This window comes from Gemmata algarum (genome assembly GCF_034097035.1).
Classification (GTDB): Bacteria; Planctomycetota; Planctomycetia; order Gemmatales; family Gemmataceae; genus Gemmata; species Gemmata algarum.
Genome location: NZ_JAXBLV010000244.1, coordinates 73,864 through 91,849 on the forward strand (window position 1 = coordinate 73,864; position 17,986 = coordinate 91,849).

Sequence of the window (17,986 nt, forward strand, 5' to 3'; positions counted from 1 at the left end):
CGACCGTGACTCGGGGGTGCGCTGCTTTTGAGAACCCGCGATGACCGAAGAAGAATGGTTGGCCTGGCGGCGACCGCTGAGGTTACTCCGTTACCTTCACAAAGCCGCCACACACTCCGATCGGAAGTTTCGCCTGCTCGGTGTGGTGTGCTGTCGTCGGGTCGTGGAGCAGATTTCGGACGTAACGCTCGCGGAGGTGATCGACGGATGTGAGGAGGTGGCGGAAGAACTGAGTGCCGAAGAGTGGAACCCGGTGCTGCTTGGTCGATTGGACCGGCTGAGAAAACGAGCAGAAGAATCTCACGGATTGAGAACCGTAACTGACCAGGAAGAGTATGAATTCACGTTCGCGGTTGAGCAGCTCACGTCATTCCCGATCCATCCCGAGTATTGTCTCGATTCGTGCATGTCAGCCCTTTGCGGTCACGATGATTACGACACCGGCCAAGGCGAGTTGCTATTTCAGGTTGATTTACTCCGCGAGATCTTTGGCAACCCGTTTCGGCCGGCCGAGTTCGCGCCCGAGTGGCGCACCTCAACCGCGGTCGCCCTCGCACGCGAGATGTACGACACCCGCGACTTCTCCGCGATGCCGATCCTGGCCGACGCACTTCAGGACGCGGGCTGCGAACACCCGGACGTACTCGCTCACTGCCGTGACCCGCATCAGGTGCATGTGCGCGGGTGCTGGGTGATCGACTTGGTGTTGGGGTATGAGTAGGCCGGCGGGCGTGGCGCAGGACTTCCGCCCTGCGCCACGCCCGCCGGCCTACTCCAGGGCGGAAAGCCACTGGAGGGTGGGCATCCACCGGTTTCCAGGTCGGGCACGCAACTGCTCCCGGCAGTCTGGGGCGGTGGTTCAGGTCGGTCCGGGAGGAGGGCGTTACCGCACGACCCGCTACCCCAACGGGCAGCAGGTTCACCTCTGGGTGCTGAGACAAGAGTAACACGCAGACCCGTTTGAGGGTTTCGTTTCGCGATGGGAGCCGTGCCCCGCAACCGCTCGTGCCATCAGTATCTATAGGGGGGCGGATGAGCGTTGCGCGACGGTGCGCCGGGAGCACGTTGGGGCGTGGCATTCACGGCTCCAGGGCGTCAGGTGTAACGGGGGTTACAGTTCGACCCCTGAACTGCGGTTAGCGCGACGAGTGGCGGTTCATTCCTCCCGAATGGCCCTTGAAGCCACCGGGATACGGGCGGTTCGAGCGGTTTCGGCGCTATTTCGGTTGGCGATAGAGCGGGACGGTAAACGACCATGACGGGACCGCTGGTGGGGCAGTAGCGGGCAGGGAACTGGCGACTTGATACCCTCCGAACTACCACCCGCTACCCCCACAACTACCCATTCGCTGCCGTTCCGCTACCCACGAATCGCTTGCATAACCGGCAAATGCGGCTCACGTGACCGGCTGACGAGGTCCCTTGCAGTGTCTGGGCGAGAGGCGCAAGGTTCTTTCCACGAAGGGCTTACGTGCGGTTAAGTGGTGTGGTCGCTCACCGTGAACTTTGTGGCTGGTGTGCTGAACGATTGGTGATATTGAGGCCAACAGCATGTTCACGCTGTCGCGCAGTGAGGTTCGCGAACTCGACCGCCGGGCGGTCGAGGAGTTCGGCGTTCCGAGCGTGGTGCTCATGGAGAACGCGGGCCGTGGGGCCGCCGAACTGCTGATGCGCCTGAACCCGGATCGCAAGCCGGTGGTGATCCTGTGCGGACCGGGCAACAACGGCGGCGACGGGTTCGTGATCGCCCGCCACCTCGATAACGCCGGCTGGCCGGTCTGGACGATCGATCACCCCGGAGCGTCGCAATCGACTGGCGATGCCGCGATAAACCGAACAATCGTCGAGCGATCGACTATACCCGTGCTGCCTTGGCTTTCGGAAGTGCTACCTACTCCGGCTGGCTGGCTTGTCGATGCGCTCTTCGGTACGGGCCTCAACCGTTCCTTGGATGAAAGCTACGCCCACTATTTTCGCGCGCTCGGCACTTCCGAGTACCAGACCCTCGCGATCGACATCCCTTCCGGTCTCGACTGCGACACCGGCGAACCGCTCGGGCCGACCGTTCGGGCGGCTCACACCGCTACCTTCGTCGCTCACAAGCGCGGCTTCCTCAACCCAAAGTCGAAGGAATGGACCGGCGAAATTCACGTGATCGACATTGGCGCCCCGCGGGCACTTGTGGATCAATACAGAACGAGCACCGGCACATAAGGCGAGGACATGGACGCACTGCAATTCCTGTCGGCGAAGGACGCGAAGCGGCACCCGGTGTACGCGCTCGTCGGTGACGAGGACTTTCTCAAGCGCCACGCCCGCGAGCGCATCGTTTCGATCGCCATCGGCGACGAGGACCCCTCGTTCGCAGTCAGCGCGTCGGCGGGCGACAAACTGGACTTCTCCACCGCCCGCAACGAACTCGAAACGTTGCCGTTCCTGGCCCCGTGCCGTGTGCTGATTGTGGACGCGGCCGACAAGTTCGTCACCGAGAACCGTCAGGCGCTCGAAGCCTACGCCGCGAAACCCAGTGCCGTCGGGGTGCTGGTGCTCGACGTGAAAACGTTTCCCGAAAACACGAAGCTCGCCAAGGCGCTGCCGGACGGGGCCAAGATCGTCTGCAAAGCGCCGCCGGAGTACAAGATCGGCGCTTGGTGTGTGGAGTGGGCCAAAACCGCTCACAAGAAGAAGCTCGCGACTGAGGCCGCCGAACTGCTCGTCGAGCGGGTCGGCACTTCGATGGGGTTGCTCGATCAAGAACTCGGCAAGCTCGCGAACGCGATCGGCGCGAAGCCCGCCATCTCGGCCGACGACGTGGACGCGCTGGTCGGGCGGAGCAAGGCCGCGGACGTGTTCCGCATCATGGACGCGATCGGGGATGGCAAACCGGCGCAGGCGCTCAGCATTCTTCAAGAACTGTTCGCGGAGGGCGAAGACCCGATGGCGGTGATCGGCCCGCTCACCGCGCAACTGCGGAAGCTCGCGACCGTCGGGCGCTTAGTGGTCGTGGAGAAACTCCCGATGGGGTCGGCAATGGACGCCGCCAACGTGCCCAAGTGGGAGAAGGCGCGGGTGAACTGCGAGAAGCAACTGAAGCACCTCGGCGGCCCTCGGCTGCTCAAACTCCCGGACTGGCTGGTGGAGATCAACTACGGGCTCAAGGGCGGGAACCCGTTACCCGAGCGGGTGCAAGTCGAGCGGCTCATCGTGATGCTCGCCCGCCCGCGCGAAGACGTGAAGAAATAAGCAGTATTCACCGCAGAGGGCGCAGAGAGTTGACTTCCCTGCGCCCTCCCGAGCCCTCTGTGGTGAATACGGCATTCAGAACATACGACCGCCGAGCGGCACCTCCCGGTCCGGTGCGAGGAGTACGACGTGTCCACTCTCGTCAGGCGCGCCCAGAACCAGCACCTCCGAGTTGAACCCGTTCACCTTCCGCACGCCCAAGTTGACGGCGGCCACGACCAGCCGCCCGACCAGCGTATCGGGCGTGTAGAGCGCGACCAGTTGCGCGCTGGACTGCTTGATCCCGAGCGGGCCGAAATCGATCCAGAGTTTGAACGCGGGCTTGCGGGCGCCCGCGTTGGGCTCGGCGCGGACGATCCGCCCCACCCGCACGTCGACCAGTCCGAATGCTTCCAGCGGTTGCATACCACGGCCCCTGCGGTGCGCAATTTGCTCAAGCTCTGCCGGTCATGCCTCCTGATATGCTACAGGGCCGTCCCATGCAACGCCGCGAGTTCATTCACGCCGCCGCGACCGCCGGGGTTGTTCCCCCGCTCCTCACCGGGCGCGGGACGGGGGCCGAGCCCGACAAGGGGCCGGCGCTGCTCCGCTTCGACACCGCCAACGAAGTCGTGCGCGGCGACATGCGGTACCGGAAGCTGGGGAGTACCGGGGTCGAGGTGTCGTGCGTCGGGGTCGGCGGGCACCACATCGGCCGCCCGGCGGACGACGCCGAGGGCATCAAGATCATTCGCACCGCGCTCGACGCGGGCATGAACTTCCTCGACAACTGCTGGGACTACCACGACGGCCTCAGCGAACTCCGTATGGGCAAAGCGCTTCAGGACGGCTACCGCAAGAAGGCGTTCCTGATGACCAAAATTGACGGCCGGACGAAGGCGGCCGCGGCGAAGCAGATCGACCAGTGCCTTTTACGGCTCCGTACCGATGTAATCGATCTCGTTCAGCATCACGAGATGATCCGGATGGAGGACGCGGACCGCGTGTTCGGCGAGGGCGGGGCGCAGGAGGCCGTCGAGGCGGCCCGGAAGGCGGGCAAGATCCGGTTCGTGGGGTTCACCGGGCACAAGGACCCGCTCGCGCACTTGCGAACGCTCGAGGTGGCGAAAGAGAACGGCTTCCGGTTCGACGCGGTGCAGATGCCGCTCAACGTGCTCGACGCGCACTTCCGCAGCTTCGCCCGCAACGTGCTGCCGGCGCTGGTGAAGGAGCAGATCGGCGTGCTGGGCATGAAGTCGATGGGCGACGGGCTGGTCCTTCAGAGCAAGGCGGCGACCGCGGTGGAGTGCCTCAACTACGCGCTTACGCTCCCGACTTCCGTGGTCATCACCGGCATGGAAACGATGGAACGGTTGAAACAGGCGCTCGACGTGGTCAAGAACTTCAAACCGCTTACTGAAGAACAAGTGACCGCTCTGTTGGGGCGGACAAAAGAGGCTGCGGCGAAGGGACGCTACGAGCGGTTTAAAACCACACCCGACTTCGACGGGACCGCGAAGCACCCGGAGTGGATGGGGTGATTCTCTTGATTCGCGCTATCGGGGTTGATGGGGACACTGGCTCGGGCGTCTCGAACTCGCTCAGAACCCAGGCGGTTGGGACGCCGAGATGAACGCGAAACGTTCCGCCCGCTTCGGGCACGTTTCGCGATTCCGCATTCGACGCACGGTTATTTCGCGGCGCGGTATGTGAGGCCGAGCCCGCTCACGTTGGCGCTCTTCCGGCCGACGATACCCGTGACCGGAGCGCCGTTGCTGCTGATATCCGTGGGCCAGCCGCCAGTGCCTCCCAACCGCTCGCTTATGTACGAGTCGTTTTTGTCGAGCCACTCGCCGTTCGCCTTCATGAATGTGACGGTAATGGCGTCGATGGCGAGCGCGGCCCGAACGTTCACCGCTCCGACCACGTACCCGGGTTTGGCCAACAACCGCGTGCCCGATTGGGTCGGGGTGCCGTGAACTTGCCCGAGCGCGTAGGCGTTGTTGACCCAGTAGATCGGCCGGATCGCGCCGATGATGTCGTTGTTGACAAATTTGCTGTACCACACGTCGAACCCGACGAGCCACCCGCCGGCCGGGGCTTCGTCGCGGAACGTCGGGTCGGCCGGGTGCCCCGCGATCTTCTCGGCCGGCGGCGTCGGGCGGAACGGGGTGACGGCCGGGTTAGGCAGTGGTGCAGCCGGCGGGGGAGGGGGCGGGGGCAGGTCGCTCGGGCGGCCGAGTGTCGGGCCGCCGAACGGCGGTACGGGTGCGCCAAACGGTGGTGATGGGTTCATCGGGGGCGTCATCGGTTGCGCGGGCGCCGGACTCCAATTTCCGGGTCCGGGTGTGGCGCCGTCGGTCAGCCGGAACGACTCGATGAACGTCTTCACCCGCGGGTTTGATAGCCGGGCGTCGGCGCCGGCCGCCAAGACGGTGTAGAACCGCTCCCGCGTTGCGAGCACCCGGCCCGAGTAGAACCAGCGACCGCCGTTGGCTTCGATCTCGAACTCGCGCCACCCGTCGCCGTTGTTGCTTTGGCCCTGTGATCGGGTGCCGCTGGCGCCGACGGTGCCCGCCAGACCCGAGACGGCGCCGTCGAGGTCCACCCCGCCGGGCGGGACGGCGGCCGAAGCGACGGCGTAGCTCTCGTTCGGCCGCCCGGCCTCGTAAACCGTCATTCGCAGCCCGTTCTCGTCCCGTTCGGAGCGGCTCGGCGAACCGGGCATGAGGACCGTGTACCCGCCTTCCGGTGGCATGAACGGCCGGAAGGACTGCTGCCCGCACCCGGCGATCGGAATCAGCAGGGCGAGCGCGAGTGTCGGAGCGAATTGGCGCATGGCGGACCTCAAAGCGAGCGACTTTGGCTCCGCGGGCGAATACTCGCGCGGTCAAAGCACAGAACCAGTATTCCGCGCGCCAGCGACAGATGCAAGACTGTCGTTGTCTGTAACGCTGGCGGATCGCGTCGTTGCGAACGTGTCGCGTCAAGATAGGGGCGGGCATGTCGGACGAGAGAGGGCTGCTTGATGCGATTTGGTGGCAGCGCGCGAGCCCGGCACCGTACTCGGAAAACGTCACGGGGCCGCGGCTCGGCCCCAATGCCGCTGCTGAGTTGGCCGGGCAGATTGGGACCGAGCGGGTGCGCGTCTAACAACGGCGCTTACTTCACCGTGGCGCTGACGGTGCTGGCGATGAAGTCGCGGTTGAGCTGCGCGATGTGCGTCACCGAGATCTCCTTCGGGCACGCCGCCTCGCACTCGTTGATGTTGGTGCAGTGCCCGAACCCCTCGCGGTCGTGCTGGGCCACCATCCCCCGCACCCGCTCCTTCCGCTCCGGCTGGCCCTGGGGCAGTTGTGCCAAGTGGCTCACCTTCGCCGAGAGGAAGAGCATCGCGCTGGCGTTGGGGCACGCCGCCACGCACGCCCCGCACCCGATGCACTCCGCCGCGTCCATCGCGCGGTCCTGGTCCACCTTCGCGATCGGCAGGCAGTTCCCGTCCGGGGCGCCGCCGGTGTTCACGCTCACGAACCCGCCGCTCTGGATGATCCGGTCGAACGCGGACCGGTCGCACACCAGATCTTTCACCACCGGGAACGGGCCGGCGCGCCACGGCTCGAGGTAGATCTCGGCCCCGTCGGCGAAGCTCCGCATGTGCAACTGGCAGGTCGTGGTGGCCCGCTCCGGGCCGTGGGCCAGCCCGTTGATCATCATCGCGCAACTGCCGCAGATGCCCTCGCGGCAGTCGTGGTCGAACGCGACCGGCTCCTCGCCCTTGCGGATGAGCTGCTCGTTGAGCGTGTCCAGCATTTCGAGGAACGACATGTCTGGGCTGATGCCGTCGAGCGGGTACTTGACCATCTGCCCGTTCGCGGTGCGCGACTTCTGGCGCCAGACGTGGAGCGTGAGCTTCATTTGCGTTGGTCCCGGGAAGGTTGTGCGCCCCATTTTACGCGGTTCGGGGCGCCGCGTCTCGCGTACCGGGTAACCGCAGCCGGGCCGCGGCGCTAACTCGGGCGCCCGACCCGGGCCTTAAACGATGACGTGGAACACCAGCAGCAGTTTGCGGCCGAAGATGACGCCCCCGACGGCGAGCGCCGTCAGCGTGGCGACCAGGACCGCGCCCGCGGCGGTCTCGAGGCACGGGGACACGCGGTCGCGGACTTCCTGCTCCAGGCCCTGGAACAGCAGCTCGATCGAGCTGTTAATGAGTTCCGCGGTAGTAACGAGCCCGATGCACCCGATGATCAGGCACCACTCCCAGTGGTCGCATTCGAGCACCGCGGCGGCGGTCAGCGCGACCACCGCACAGAAGAAGTGAACGGAAAAGCTGGACTGCCCGCGGACCCCGCACTTGACGCCGCGGACCGCCTCGCGGAACTTGTCGCGCCACTGCCGCGGCTTCTTCGCCGCGGGCGGCTCCTCCTCGACCGCGTACCACCGGTCCGCGCGCATAACCCCCTCCGGTTCGGCTTCGGGTCCCGTGTACCAGCTTCCGGTTCGGCGCCGGGCGGCACAATGTGGGTACGTTGCAATTGGGCCGGGCGTGCGGCCCGCGGGCCGCGCATTCGCTACCGCCGGTTGCTGAACTGCTGGCCGTTGAGCGGGGTGCCTGCGAACCGCCCGCCGAGCGCCGCGGCCAGGTTCGGCACGATCAGGAACTGGAACCCGAAGTTGTTCACGAACGCGTTGTACGTGAACCCGATGGTGGTCGTCAGGTCGCTGCCGGTGCGGGTCATCGTGAGCGAGTTCGAGAGCGACTGCTGGAGCCCGAAGTCGTAGCTGGCCCCGACGTTCACGTAGTACCGCGAACTCAACTGGTACCCCATCGAGAGCGTGACCGCCTTGCTGTTGATCGGGTCCGTCTGCCGGTACCCGAGGTACACGTTGGTGCGGTCGGTGCGGTCCAGGTACGCGCCCACGTTCCAGTACCGGCTGCCGCCCTCGTACGGCTCGAACCACCCGTTCGAGACGATCGACGTGCGGTCGCCGACGTTCCACACGGTGCCGTACTCCAGGAACGCGAACGGGTGCCCGAAGTTGTCCCGGTTGGCGTCCGGGAAGTACGACGCGGACACGTCGAGCGTCAGGAAGTCGACCGTGTGCTCCATACCCGGGTACCCGCGCTTCGTCTGGAGCCGCTGCCGCAGGTCCATTTGCAGCACGTTGATGTCGTCGCGGGTGTCCACGCGGTTATCGACCAGCCGCCGGATGGCGTACGACTGCGGGTCGAACACGGGCGAGGTCTGGAGCCGGAGCCCGTTCGGTCCCGGTAGAAACGTCGTCTGGAACGGGCGGAGGTTGCGGTACGACTGGTCCACGGCGTCGTCGTTGAGCCGGTCCAGTTGCGGGAACCGGTTGTACGGCTCGTTCGACCGCGCGTAGCGGTAGTTGAACCCGAAGACCGCCTTGTGATACAGGCCCCGCAGGTTCAGCAACTCGCTGCTCACGTCGCCGTAGAGGCGCGAGAACGGCACGCTGGCCCGGGCGCCGCCGCCGCCGTACACCCGCCCGGTCTCGTTCCCGGTCAGGTCGCTGGTGTACTCGGTCAGGTCGAGCAGAGCGTACGGGTCCAGCTTCACCGGCCCGAGGGCCAGCGGGACGCTCACCTCCTGCGACAGGTCGAATCGGCCGGTGTCCACCCGGCGGTCGGTGGTCAGGACCGGGTACGGCGACTGCTCCGCGGGCCGCAGTTGCGCGTACCCGGCGTTGGCCCGTGCGCTGTACACGAACAGGTCGTCGAGGAACGTCTGCCCGATCAGGTGCCCGTCCACGCGGGGCAGCCAGTTGGTCGAGGTCACCCAGTCGCGCCCCATCCGCTCCTGGATCAGCCCGCTCGCACCGTAATTGCGGTTCTGCCAGGTCAGGTACCCGAACGTCTCCTGGTTCGGTCCGCGGTCGTGCTCCTGCTTGTAGAATTGTTCGAGGAAGTTCTTGTCGCTCAGGTACGCGAACTGACCCTGGAAGTAGAGCCGGTCGGTCACTTCCTGCTGGTGCCGCCACTGCGCCCGGCCGCGGAACCCGCGCGGGTCCGGCTCGAGCCCGCGGTACCCGCCGAGCAGGTCGAACCCGTCGTCGTCGATCCCGTACAGCCTGATCGCGCCGCTGCCGGCGGAGGGCTCGGTGGGTTCCGACGGCGGGAGCCGGTAGCTGTAGTCGGTCCCGAAGGCCGGGCCGCGCTTGCTCAGGTAATCCAGGTTGAGCCGCCACGTGTGGTTGGAGGGCGCGCGCAGCGCGAGCAACTCGAACACGTCGAAGCTGGAGTAGAACGATGACCCGTATTGTCTGTTCTGACTGAAACTGAAACCGGTGAGCGGGCCGAGTGGGTCGCTCGCGTCGAACCGGGTACGGGGCAGATAGAATACGGGCACCCCGGCGAGCCGCGTCACGACGTTCTTGCCGGTGACGATCTGTTCGGTAGTCGTAACCGGTTCGCCCGTTTCCAGATCACGGAACGGGATGCCGAAGATGTTGCGCCGGACGAGCTTGCGCTCGCTGAGCGTGAACTCTTGCGAGTCCAGCCGCAGCCCCGGATCGCTGGGCATCTTGCTCGCGTTCACCGAACCGCCGAGCACCTGCCAGTTTTCCAAATCCAGCCGCCGCACCTCCTGGCCCCGCAGGTGGAAGGCGTCCGGGATGTTCGGCACGGCCATTTCGAGGTCCGCCCGCAGAGCGACGGCGCGGTTTTCGGACGCATCGTAGTACACCTGCTCGGCCCGAAGCGTCTGCGTGATCGGCTTAGCCCCGCCGCGGACCATACGGATGATAACGTTCCCGGACAGGTAGAACTCGATCTTATCCTTCTCGCCGGTGGTGAACCCGTTGACGGCGCCGCCCTTCTTTTCCCGCTTCAGCCAGATCACCGCCTCGTCGGTGGCGAACTCGGTCTTCTGCTTGCCGTCAGCACTGGATAGGTTGACGATCACCCCGCCGGTGATGAGCACCCGCTCGGTGCCGTCGGGCAGGTCCGCTTTGTCCTCGGTGAGCGGGGTGCCGTACCGGCGGATGTAATCGACGGCGACGTTCTTGCTCTTGGGCGTCGGGATGACGGCCCCGTTCGGGAGCGTGAAGTCGGGCTCGTATGGGATGCCGCCGGGCTCGCGGGCGGGCGGCTGGTAAACGGTTTGTGGGCGCACCGGTTGCGGAGCGCTCATGAGATTGTCGGTGGGGAGTGAGAACCCGCTGTACGGCTCGTCTGGGAACCGCGCGCTGGGGCGGGCCCCCGGCAGCGGTTGCGCCCCAAGGGGCACGCCGCCCGCCAGCACCGCCGCAACGGCCAGTCCGGCCCACGTTATCGACCGCCCGCTCCCCACGCGGCGCCCCCACTTTCCGACCACGTTGTGTGCGTTGAAGGACGCGGACTATAGGCGCGCCGCCGGGCGAATCAAGGCGGAGTCTTGCGGCCCTGGTCCGCACCCGGCGCACGCGGCTGCCAAAACACCAAAAATCCGTCCGGGGAGCAAACTTCCGGGAATCGCGACAGTATTTACCACGGCGGGAAATCAGTACGTGAGGTGTTGCGGCGTGCGAAGTGGTTTTGGGCTCTTTGCCCTCCGCTCGGCTTGCGGCTTGTCTGGGGCGTCGGTGCGTCGCGCGGCCAGCAAGGGCGAAACTGTTTGACCCGCGCGCGACGGGCGTCATATCATCCAGGTTGCCCGGGCCGGCTCTCCGAGGGAGACACCGTCATGTTCGCCGCCGCACGAGTTGTTGGAGTGTGTGTGTGTGTGGCTCTTGTGGCACCGACGACCGGGGCGGCGCGGGCCGATGACAAAGACCCGGTGTATGAGGGGAAGACGTTCTCGCAGTGGGTGAGCACAGTCCAGAACGACAAGTCCGCGCGGCAGCGGGCGCTGGCGGTTGACGCGCTGAGCAAGATCTGGCTGCTCGAACCGAAGACCGACGCCGTTAGCCACATCACCGCGACGCTCCGGACCGACCCGAGTGCGGCCGTTCGTGCTCAGTGCGCGATCGTCCTCGCCGGGCTTCGCGACACCGACATGGAGCGGCACGGGGCTAAACCGCTTATTGAGGTGCTCAGGACCGAAAAAGAGTCGCGCGTCCGCAAGCAGATCATCGCCGCGATGGCCAAGCACCCGGCGGTGTGCGCCGCGGGCGTCGAGTCGCTCATCGCGGTCTTGAAGGATGCCGACCCCGCCGTCCGGGTCCAGGCCGCCGAAGCCCTGGCCCTCGCGGGCGCGAAAGCCAGCTCCGCGGCCGGGCCGCTCGCCGAACTCCTGAAGGACGGCGAGAAGCCGGTGCGCGTCGCGGCCGTTTACGCGCTCGGCCGTATCGCACCCGAGGCGGGTACCACAATCGCGGAGACGCTCGCCGCGATGCTGGCGACCGAAAAGGAGGTCGAGATCAAGCGCGAGGTGCTTTCGTCGCTGGGGCTGCTGGGAGAAAAGTCCGGGCCGGTCGTAACGGCTCTCACGGCGGCGCTCGCGGACAAAGATGACGACGTGAGGCGCGGCGCGGCCCGCACACTGGGCACGTTCGGCACCGCTGCTGCGGGCGCGGCGGACGAACTGTTCAAAGTGCTAACCACCGACCCCACCAAGGACATTCGCGTGGACGCGGTGCGGGCGTTCGGCTCGGCTTTGGGGCCGAACGGGGTAAAAGCGCGGCTCGCGGACCTCCGCCCGCTGCTCGACCTCAAAAAGCAACCGGATTACGAGGTTCGGCTCGCGCTCATTGATGAGGTCGCGGCGCTCGGGTACGAGCACCTCGGAGCCGATTTGGCGTCAACGGATAAGGCCGTGAAGGCTGCGGCCGAGGAGACGCTGCGGGCATTGCGGTTGCGCCTCGCCGATCCGCAGGTAAAGGTGCGTGAGGCGGCCAGAATCGCGGTGCGCAAGATCGAAGAGAAGCCCGAGCCCAAAAAGGAGCCCGCGCCGAAGAAGCTGCCATGAAGTGAACGGCTCGGCGGCCCGTGCGGAGCTGGTTCGCCGCTCTGTATTGCGCGCTTTTGATGTTTGGGGCGATTACGCGAGACGCGTGCGCGGGAACGGTGTTTGCTTTCTTGGGCTCAGAGGCCGGGGCGTTGGTGTGCCTGTTCGCCAGATCGGAACGTTGGTGCCACGAGAACCTGATAGAACTATCCACGCCCCAACGCCGACCGTCGGACGCAACGGCTACGAAGGCCCGGTAGCCGCCCGCTCGGCCGGCATTATGATCGCTTTTGAAGACGCTTTCGCGATCTTCATGTTGTTCTGCACATCTTGCCGATTCGTGCGAAGCGATACAACCCGGTTGACTTCGTTTTGGACCGTTCTAGATACAGGATGAATTCCCTGAATTCAGCTATTGCCATAGCTCGCCCCGATGAATTCGCATTGACGGTTGGGAGCGTCGCAGATGTCCACCCCGGGTACCCTGTCAGCAGCCCTCGCGTTTGTGCCGAATTGGTGGCAGGAGTCCGCCGACCCGGCCGCGTTCGACGTGCTGCTCGTAAACTGGGCCCGTGCGTGCGGGTGGCGTGCGTGCGGGTTCGTGTGGTCCGGTGAGGGGCCGCCCGTTGTGAAGACGGTGCAGGCCGGGGCGCCGCTCGAGTTGCCCGCGCCCCCGGAAGTGCCCGACGCGCTCCGCCGGCTCAAAAATGGTGAGACCACGGTGGCGTACTCGCTCCCCGGCACGACCGGGCGCGTGTTCGCCGCCGTTCAACCGGCCGGGCGCCCCACCGGGGTGCTGTGGGCCGAAAAGTCCGCCGGCAACCCCTGGACCGATTCGGACCGCTCGTACATGGCGCTGGTCGCCAAGACCGTCGAGCGGGCGCCGACCCTTTCCGCCGTCGTGGGTCCGGTTCTCGACCCCGACCGCCTGTACCAGCGGCTCGGCGACGTGGCCGTGATCGCCGGCCGCATGGCCCACGACTTCGACAACCTGCTGCAAGGGATCATCGGGTTTTCGGACCTCACGCTTCCCCTGCTCCAACCGGGCTCGCAGCCGGCGAACTTCATAGGCGAGATCGGGAAGGTGGGCCAGCGCGGGATCCAGTTCACCCAGCAGTTGCATCACCTGAGCCGTAGCGGGCAAGTGAAGCCCAGCCCCGGTGCCGTGCCGCTGGCCGTTACCAAAGAAGAGACCCGCCTCAAGCTCGTCGCCCCCGGCGTGCGGATCGAAAAAGACCTGGCGCCGAACCTGCCGCCGGTGGCGGTGGAGGCCGGCCCCCTCCAGATCGTGCTCGGCCACTTGATGGAGAACGCCGTGGAGGCGTGCCAGGCCGGCGGGGTGGTGCGGGTGACCGCCCGCCCGGTCGAACTGAGCGACGCCGACTCACGCGGCTACCTCGGGCGCGCTGGGGTCGGCGGGTACCTGCAAATCACCGTTTCCGATACCGGCCCGGGCATCAAGCCGGAGGTGCGGCGGCGGCTGTTCGTTGAACCGTTCTTCACCACCAAGGTGCGGCACCGCGGGCTCGGGCTGGCCATCGCGTACCGGGTCCTGTGCTCGCACCGCGGTGGCATCCAGATCGAATCCGTGCCCGCGCCGGGGACCGGTACGCAGGTGCGCGTCGCGCTGCCGCTGGCGGCCGTGCGGCCGCCGGCGGTCGCACCCGGGACCATCACCGCTACCGCCGTCGGAGGCTGAACACCGTGCCGTACGATCTTGACGACTACCGACTGACCCAAACACCCAAGCCGATGTACCCTATGACTCCTCCACCGAAAGCGCAACCGCAGCCCGCGCCACGGGAGCTGCAGTCGTCGGGTGACATCCACATCCTGATTCTGGACGACGACCCCCACACCTGTGCGGTCATCCAGGCGGCGCTGAACAACCGCGACTTCGTCACGGAAGTGGTGTCCGACCCGATGATGGTGCAGTCGGCCCTCTCGTCGGGCCAGCGGTACCACCTGATCGTCCTCGACTACGTGCTCCCGGGCCTGGAGCCGGAGCAAGTGTTCGGCTGGATCCGCGACCACCAGCCCGACGCGAACATCGTCGTGGTGACCGGGTACCCGTCGGTGGACAGCGCGATCAACTGCCTCCGCGCCAAGACCTGCGACTACCTGACCAAGCCGTTCCAGATCGAGCAGCTCCGCGAGATCGTGTACCGGTGCCTGGAGAGCCAGGGCCTGTTGCGCATGACCGAGGACGCGCTCAAAGAGGCGCTCGGCGCGGCGATCCGCGAACGCCGCAAGGCGCTGAGCCTCACCCTCTCGAACATGAGCGACCGGACCGGGGTCTCGCTGGGGTACCTGAGCCAGATCGAACTGGGCAAGAACTCGGCGTCCATCGAAACCCTCTACCGCATCTGCCTCGCGCTCGGGATGAAGATGAGCGAGCTGTTCCAGTCGGTTCAGCGGGCGTAAACCACAGGAGCAGCGAGCGGGGGCTCACGGCTCAGGTTATGCCATAAATCGGTCTTGCTTTTTTGAGGATGTGGATCATGGGTGTGGGCTTGCGGAGCCCGCGCCAGAGGGTGAGCCAGCCAGACACCCCATCCCGGGCGCGGTTCATGTGCCCGCCGAGCCGCCCGAGCGCTTGCACGAATGCCCCGCCGATCAGTTCGGGTCGGAGCGCCCGGTGCGCCAGGTGCTCAACGCCTGGACCGCGGTGGCCCCGGCCAGCGGGGCCGCCGGTTGATCGCGTGGGGCCGGGTCTCGGGCCGCGTCCCGCAGGCCCCGCAGGCCCCCCGCCGCGGACAACGTCTCCGGCGTGCGGTGCTGCAGCCGCTCCACGCCGCACCCGCTCTTGAGGTACTTGTGGTACCTCTCAATGATCGGCCGTTGGCAATACCAACTGACCACCTCCCGCACCCCCGCGGCCGTGTCCAGGGCCCAATCGGTGAGCCAGAACCACTCCACCGGGTCGCCCCCGGTCGGCGGGTTCGGTTCCCACACCCGCAACGCCTACACCACCACCGGGGCCGACCCATACGGGTCCGACAGCTCGACCCGCACCTCGGCCGCCGACAGGTCCGCGGTGCTGGTCGAGCCCCCCGTGCGGGCCGCACCGCACCACCCCCGACCAGGCGGCCGTCGCCGGGCGCGCCCGCAGGTGGGCGTGCAAATTGGCCCCCACCGACAGCACCCGGTCGTGCCGGGACCGGACCACGAACCGGTGGCTCCCGGCGACCAGAGCCGACAGGTACTCGAACGTGTTCGACCCGCGAGGGCTCACGTGCACCCAATGCCGCCCGTCTGGGGCCGGGTCCACGGCGTCCAACCCGAGCACCCACAGCCGGCTCTCGCGGTCCCGCCGCTGACGCCTCTGGGCCGTGGTCTCGCCCCGGTTGGAGCGGGTCGGCGGGCGCCGGTGCAGGGGCTGGGCGACCAACCCCAGGACCGCCCCGGTGCCCGCGCCCACGGCCAAGCTGTTGTGGCACTCCCAGCCGGTGCCGTGCCCGTTACCGATCGGCCCCGTCCGGGGCAGGACCCGGCCCGAGTAATCCAGTTCGGTGGTGTCATGCAGCACCAGCACCGGACCCGGATGAGCGGCCATGCGGGCCCGGGTGTGCGCCCGGTGCGGGGCGGTGACCGCATCGTGGGTCGCCTCGGGGCGACCCGCGATGCGGTTGAGCACGCGGTAGTCGGCCGGGGCGGCGAACTGGTCCGGCCGGCTCTCGGCCCCGCTAGTCACCAACAGGTCGGTCAACGACGCCAACCGCTGGTTCACCCGCGCGTCGCCCAGATCAACGCCCCCGAAGTGGATCGACCCAAACCCCGCTCCCGGAAACGTATCAGTCATGGCGGCCCTCCTTGCCGGACTCCCACGTCAGCCGCGCTGGCACCCCATGTCAACCCCACTTGTGGCATAACCTGAGGCTTTAGACGCGAGCCCCGGTGCCGGCCTGACGTGGCCGGCACCGGGGCTCGCGTCTAAATTGTCGTTTGAGTGGCGCGTGCGGTCGTGAAGTTAGCGTGAACTGCGGTGTAACGCCGCGGACGGTTCCTGGTGCCGATCAGGTCAAGTCGCCTCCCGGCCGAGTTTCAAAGTTCGAAACTCACGCCGCGAGGCGTGCCGAAGGACGAAAGTAGCTCGGCCGCACGCGCCCTCTCTGGAAGCCAACTGTTTCTGCTTGCCGCACCTTATCGCATTTCGCACATCGCTTTTGTCAGGTTAGGCTCCGCTCTGAGCGGCGCGGCGTGTGACATCAGCCAGTTGAACCCTTGCGCGGTGACGGCCCGTTCTGCATGGCGGCAGATTTCCTGCCCCGTCGGACACCCTGTTTAGCTTCTCCCCGCCCCGGTTCGTCTGGTACGATTCCTGTACGCGATAGCGCGGAGGCGCAAGCACGCGCCGAAAACCGAGACGCCACCCAACCCCGAGGCACGATTCGCCGTGGGACAGAAAATTGAGCAAGACCTCCAGCGGTTCCGCAAGCTGGTGCGCGGAAAGGTGAAGAGCAACCTGTCCAAGTACATCAGCCGCGGGGAGATGATCGGCAAGAAGGGGAAGGACTTCGTGTCCATCCCGATCCCGTCCATCAACCTGCCGCAGTTCCGCTACGGGCAGAAGAATTCGGGCGGCGTCGGGGTCGGCCCCGGCCAGCCCGGGCAGCCGCTCACGCAGCCGCAGGACGGCGAGGGCGAGCCGCAGGCCGGCGACTCGCCCGGCGGGCACATCCTCGAAGTGGACCTCACGATGGAGGAACTGGCCGAGATCCTGGGGGAGGAGCTGGCGCTGCCCCGCATCGAGCCGCGAGGTAAGGAGAACGTCGTCACCGAGAAGGACAAGTACACCAGCATCCGGAGCGTGGGGCCGGAGTCGCTGCGGCACTTCAAGCGGACCTTCAAGCGGGCGCTACAGCGGCAGATTTCGGCGGGGTCGTACAACCCGCTCGTCCCCACCGTCATCCCGCAGCGCGAGGACAAGCGGTACCGCGCCTGGAAAGAGGTGCCCAAGCCGGACGCCGTCGCGTGCGTGATCTACATGATGGACGTGTCTGGCTCGATGACCGACGAGCAGAAGGAGATCGTCCGCATCGAGTCGTTCTGGATCGACACCTGGATCAAAAAGCACTACCAGGGCGTCGAAACTGTTTACATCATCCACGACGCCGTGGCGCAAGAGGTTGATGAGCACACGTTTTACCACACGCGGGAGAGCGGCGGCACCAAGATCAGCAGCGCCTACGAGCTGTGCAACAAGATCATCGACGCCCGGTTCCCGCCGAGCCAGTGGAACGTGTACGCGTTCCACTTCTCCGACGGCGACAACTGGGGCGACGACGTGCCCAAGTGCAAGGAGCTGCTAGGGAAGACGATGCTGGCGAAGCTGAACCTGTTCGGGTACGGGCAGGTGGAGTCGCCGTACGGCAGCGGCGAGTTCTTCGACCACGTCCACGAGCTGGTGGACGACCACGAAAACGTGGTGACGAGCCGCATCCCGGACCGCGACGCGATCCTGGGCAGCATCAAGGAGTTCCTCAAGACCGGGCGGTAACCGAAGCGGGGGGGGGGCGCGGCAATGTTCAAGAGCGTGCAGTACGCCGGGTTCGAAGACCGTCCCGAGTTGCGTGCGCGAGCCGAGCAACTGGAGACGGTGTTGGCCGACGAGGTCACGGCCTGGCGCGGCGACGTGGAGGTGCGCTGGGCACCGGCCGCGGACCCGGAAGCGGTCCTGGATCTGACGCTCGCGATCACACGCCCGAACGGCGTGGCGGCGAGACACACCGGTACGTTCGTACCCGGCGACTTCAGTCACCCGCGGTGGCTCGCCAGCCGCTGCAACCGCGTCTGGTTCGACCTGCTCGGCGCCCTACTCGACCAGCAGCACCAGCGGGTGGAAGCCGCCATTCCGGAACCCGTGGAGGCGTAAC

At 66.5% G+C, this 17,986-nt stretch carries 16 protein-coding genes; 9 read left to right on the forward strand and 7 right to left on the reverse strand.

The window, feature by feature from the left end:
• The first annotated feature begins 40 nt into the window (after window positions 1-40).
• The 3 genes from R5W23_RS31235 to holA all read left to right on the forward strand — a co-directional run bounded on the left by R5W23_RS31235 (window position 41) and on the right by holA (window position 3,243).
• Window positions 41-721, forward strand: a complete 681-nt coding sequence (locus tag R5W23_RS31235; RefSeq protein ID WP_320689762.1) for a hypothetical protein — start codon at window positions 41-43, stop codon at window positions 719-721.
• An 830-nt stretch (window positions 722-1,551) separates the two neighbouring features.
• The gene (locus R5W23_RS31240; RefSeq protein WP_320689763.1) at window positions 1,552-2,214 is read left to right on the forward strand and encodes an NAD(P)H-hydrate epimerase; all 663 of its coding nucleotides are present in this window, start codon (window positions 1,552-1,554) and stop codon (window positions 2,212-2,214) included.
• Window positions 2,215-2,223: 9 nt separating this feature from the next.
• A complete protein-coding gene (gene holA / locus R5W23_RS31245) occupies window positions 2,224-3,243 on the forward strand; it encodes a DNA polymerase III subunit delta (RefSeq protein ID WP_320689764.1) in 1,020 nt (339 codons plus the stop codon).
• 75 nt (window positions 3,244-3,318) lie between these two features.
• Here the strand turns inward: holA and R5W23_RS31250 are convergent, their stop codons facing one another.
• On the reverse strand, window positions 3,319-3,648 hold the full coding sequence (locus R5W23_RS31250) for a tRNA-binding protein (protein ID WP_320689765.1): 330 nt from the start codon (window positions 3,646-3,648) through the stop codon (window positions 3,319-3,321).
• A 74-nt stretch (window positions 3,649-3,722) separates the two neighbouring features.
• Here R5W23_RS31250 and R5W23_RS31255 point away from each other — a divergent pair, with 74 nt between their 5' ends.
• Window positions 3,723-4,763 (forward strand): aldo/keto reductase, encoded by a 1,041-nt coding sequence (locus R5W23_RS31255; protein WP_261187744.1) that lies wholly within the window; start codon window positions 3,723-3,725, stop codon window positions 4,761-4,763.
• A 149-nt stretch (window positions 4,764-4,912) separates the two neighbouring features.
• Here the strand turns inward: R5W23_RS31255 and R5W23_RS31260 are convergent, their stop codons facing one another.
• From R5W23_RS31260 to lptD, 4 genes are all read right to left on the reverse strand, one after another.
• Window positions 4,913-6,061 carry a hypothetical protein gene (locus R5W23_RS31260; protein ID WP_320689767.1) on the reverse strand — a complete coding sequence of 383 codons (1,149 nt, stop codon included), beginning with the start codon at window positions 6,059-6,061 and terminating at the stop codon, window positions 4,913-4,915.
• Between the two features lie 323 nt (window positions 6,062-6,384).
• Window positions 6,385-7,137: a succinate dehydrogenase/fumarate reductase iron-sulfur subunit gene (locus R5W23_RS31265; protein WP_261187741.1), complete on the reverse strand. Its 753-nt coding sequence runs from the start codon at window positions 7,135-7,137 to the stop codon at window positions 6,385-6,387.
• A 117-nt stretch (window positions 7,138-7,254) separates the two neighbouring features.
• Window positions 7,255-7,677 (reverse strand): diacylglycerol kinase, encoded by a 423-nt coding sequence (locus R5W23_RS31270; protein WP_320689768.1) that lies wholly within the window; start codon window positions 7,675-7,677, stop codon window positions 7,255-7,257.
• 116 nt (window positions 7,678-7,793) lie between these two features.
• A complete protein-coding gene (gene lptD, locus R5W23_RS31275) occupies window positions 7,794-10,376 on the reverse strand; it encodes an LPS assembly protein LptD (protein WP_261187738.1) in 2,583 nt (860 codons plus the stop codon).
• A 579-nt stretch (window positions 10,377-10,955) separates the two neighbouring features.
• On the opposite strand from lptD, the gene R5W23_RS31280 reads away from it, so the two are divergent.
• From R5W23_RS31280 to R5W23_RS31290, 3 genes are all read left to right on the forward strand, one after another.
• Complete coding sequence (locus R5W23_RS31280) at window positions 10,956-12,131, forward strand: HEAT repeat domain-containing protein (RefSeq protein WP_320689769.1); 1,176 nt, start codon at window positions 10,956-10,958, stop codon at window positions 12,129-12,131.
• Window positions 12,132-12,576: 445 nt separating this feature from the next.
• Window positions 12,577-13,809 carry a HAMP domain-containing sensor histidine kinase gene (locus R5W23_RS31285; protein ID WP_320689770.1) on the forward strand — a complete coding sequence of 411 codons (1,233 nt, stop codon included), beginning with the start codon at window positions 12,577-12,579 and terminating at the stop codon, window positions 13,807-13,809.
• A gap of 5 nt (window positions 13,810-13,814) precedes the next feature.
• Window positions 13,815-14,534, forward strand: coding sequence for a response regulator (locus R5W23_RS31290; RefSeq protein ID WP_010049152.1), 720 nt, complete (start codon window positions 13,815-13,817; stop codon window positions 14,532-14,534).
• Between the two features lie 192 nt (window positions 14,535-14,726).
• Here R5W23_RS31290 and R5W23_RS31295 read toward each other — a convergent pair whose 3' ends face one another.
• Together R5W23_RS31295 and R5W23_RS31300 are read right to left on the reverse strand one after the other, a co-directional pair.
• Window positions 14,727-14,972, reverse strand: coding sequence for a hypothetical protein (locus R5W23_RS31295; protein ID WP_320689771.1), 246 nt, complete (start codon window positions 14,970-14,972; stop codon window positions 14,727-14,729).
• Window positions 14,938-15,912 (reverse strand): hypothetical protein, encoded by a 975-nt coding sequence (locus R5W23_RS31300; protein WP_320689772.1) that lies wholly within the window; start codon window positions 15,910-15,912, stop codon window positions 14,938-14,940. The genes R5W23_RS31295 and R5W23_RS31300 overlap by 35 nt, the downstream gene beginning before the upstream one ends.
• A gap of 594 nt (window positions 15,913-16,506) precedes the next feature.
• Here R5W23_RS31300 and R5W23_RS31305 point away from each other — a divergent pair.
• Window positions 16,507-17,610, forward strand: coding sequence for a DUF444 family protein (locus tag R5W23_RS31305; protein ID WP_010034815.1), 1,104 nt, complete (start codon window positions 16,507-16,509; stop codon window positions 17,608-17,610).
• Window positions 17,611-17,634: 24 nt separating this feature from the next.
• Complete coding sequence (locus tag R5W23_RS31310; protein ID WP_320689773.1) at window positions 17,635-17,985, forward strand: hypothetical protein; 351 nt, start codon at window positions 17,635-17,637, stop codon at window positions 17,983-17,985.
• The last annotated feature ends 1 nt before the right edge of the window (window position 17,986 follow it).

Bases quoted from the DNA above. Each gene is read 5' to 3' on its own strand.
- R5W23_RS31235 (WP_320689762.1), top strand. From the start codon at position 41: ATGACCGAAGAAGAATGGTTGGCCTGGCGGCGACCGCTGAGGTTACTC.
- R5W23_RS31285 (WP_320689770.1), top strand. From the start codon at position 12,577: ATGTCCACCCCGGGTACCCTGTCAGCAGCCCTCGCGTTTGTGCCGAAT.
- R5W23_RS31300 (WP_320689772.1), bottom strand. From the start codon at position 15,912: ATGACTGATACGTTTCCGGGAGCGGGGTTTGGGTCGATCCACTTCGGG.
- holA (WP_320689764.1), top strand. From the start codon at position 2,224: ATGGACGCACTGCAATTCCTGTCGGCGAAGGACGCGAAGCGGCACCCG.
- R5W23_RS31270 (WP_320689768.1), bottom strand. From the start codon at position 7,677: ATGCGCGCGGACCGGTGGTACGCGGTCGAGGAGGAGCCGCCCGCGGCG.
- R5W23_RS31260 (WP_320689767.1), bottom strand. From the start codon at position 6,061: ATGCGCCAATTCGCTCCGACACTCGCGCTCGCCCTGCTGATTCCGATC.
- R5W23_RS31250 (WP_320689765.1), bottom strand. From the start codon at position 3,648: ATGCAACCGCTGGAAGCATTCGGACTGGTCGACGTGCGGGTGGGGCGG.
- R5W23_RS31240 (WP_320689763.1), top strand. From the start codon at position 1,552: ATGTTCACGCTGTCGCGCAGTGAGGTTCGCGAACTCGACCGCCGGGCG.
- R5W23_RS31255 (WP_261187744.1), top strand. From the start codon at position 3,723: ATGCAACGCCGCGAGTTCATTCACGCCGCCGCGACCGCCGGGGTTGTT.
- R5W23_RS31265 (WP_261187741.1), bottom strand. From the start codon at position 7,137: ATGAAGCTCACGCTCCACGTCTGGCGCCAGAAGTCGCGCACCGCGAAC.
- R5W23_RS31310 (WP_320689773.1), top strand. From the start codon at position 17,635: ATGTTCAAGAGCGTGCAGTACGCCGGGTTCGAAGACCGTCCCGAGTTG.
- lptD (WP_261187738.1), bottom strand. From the start codon at position 10,376: ATGAGCGCTCCGCAACCGGTGCGCCCACAAACCGTTTACCAGCCGCCC.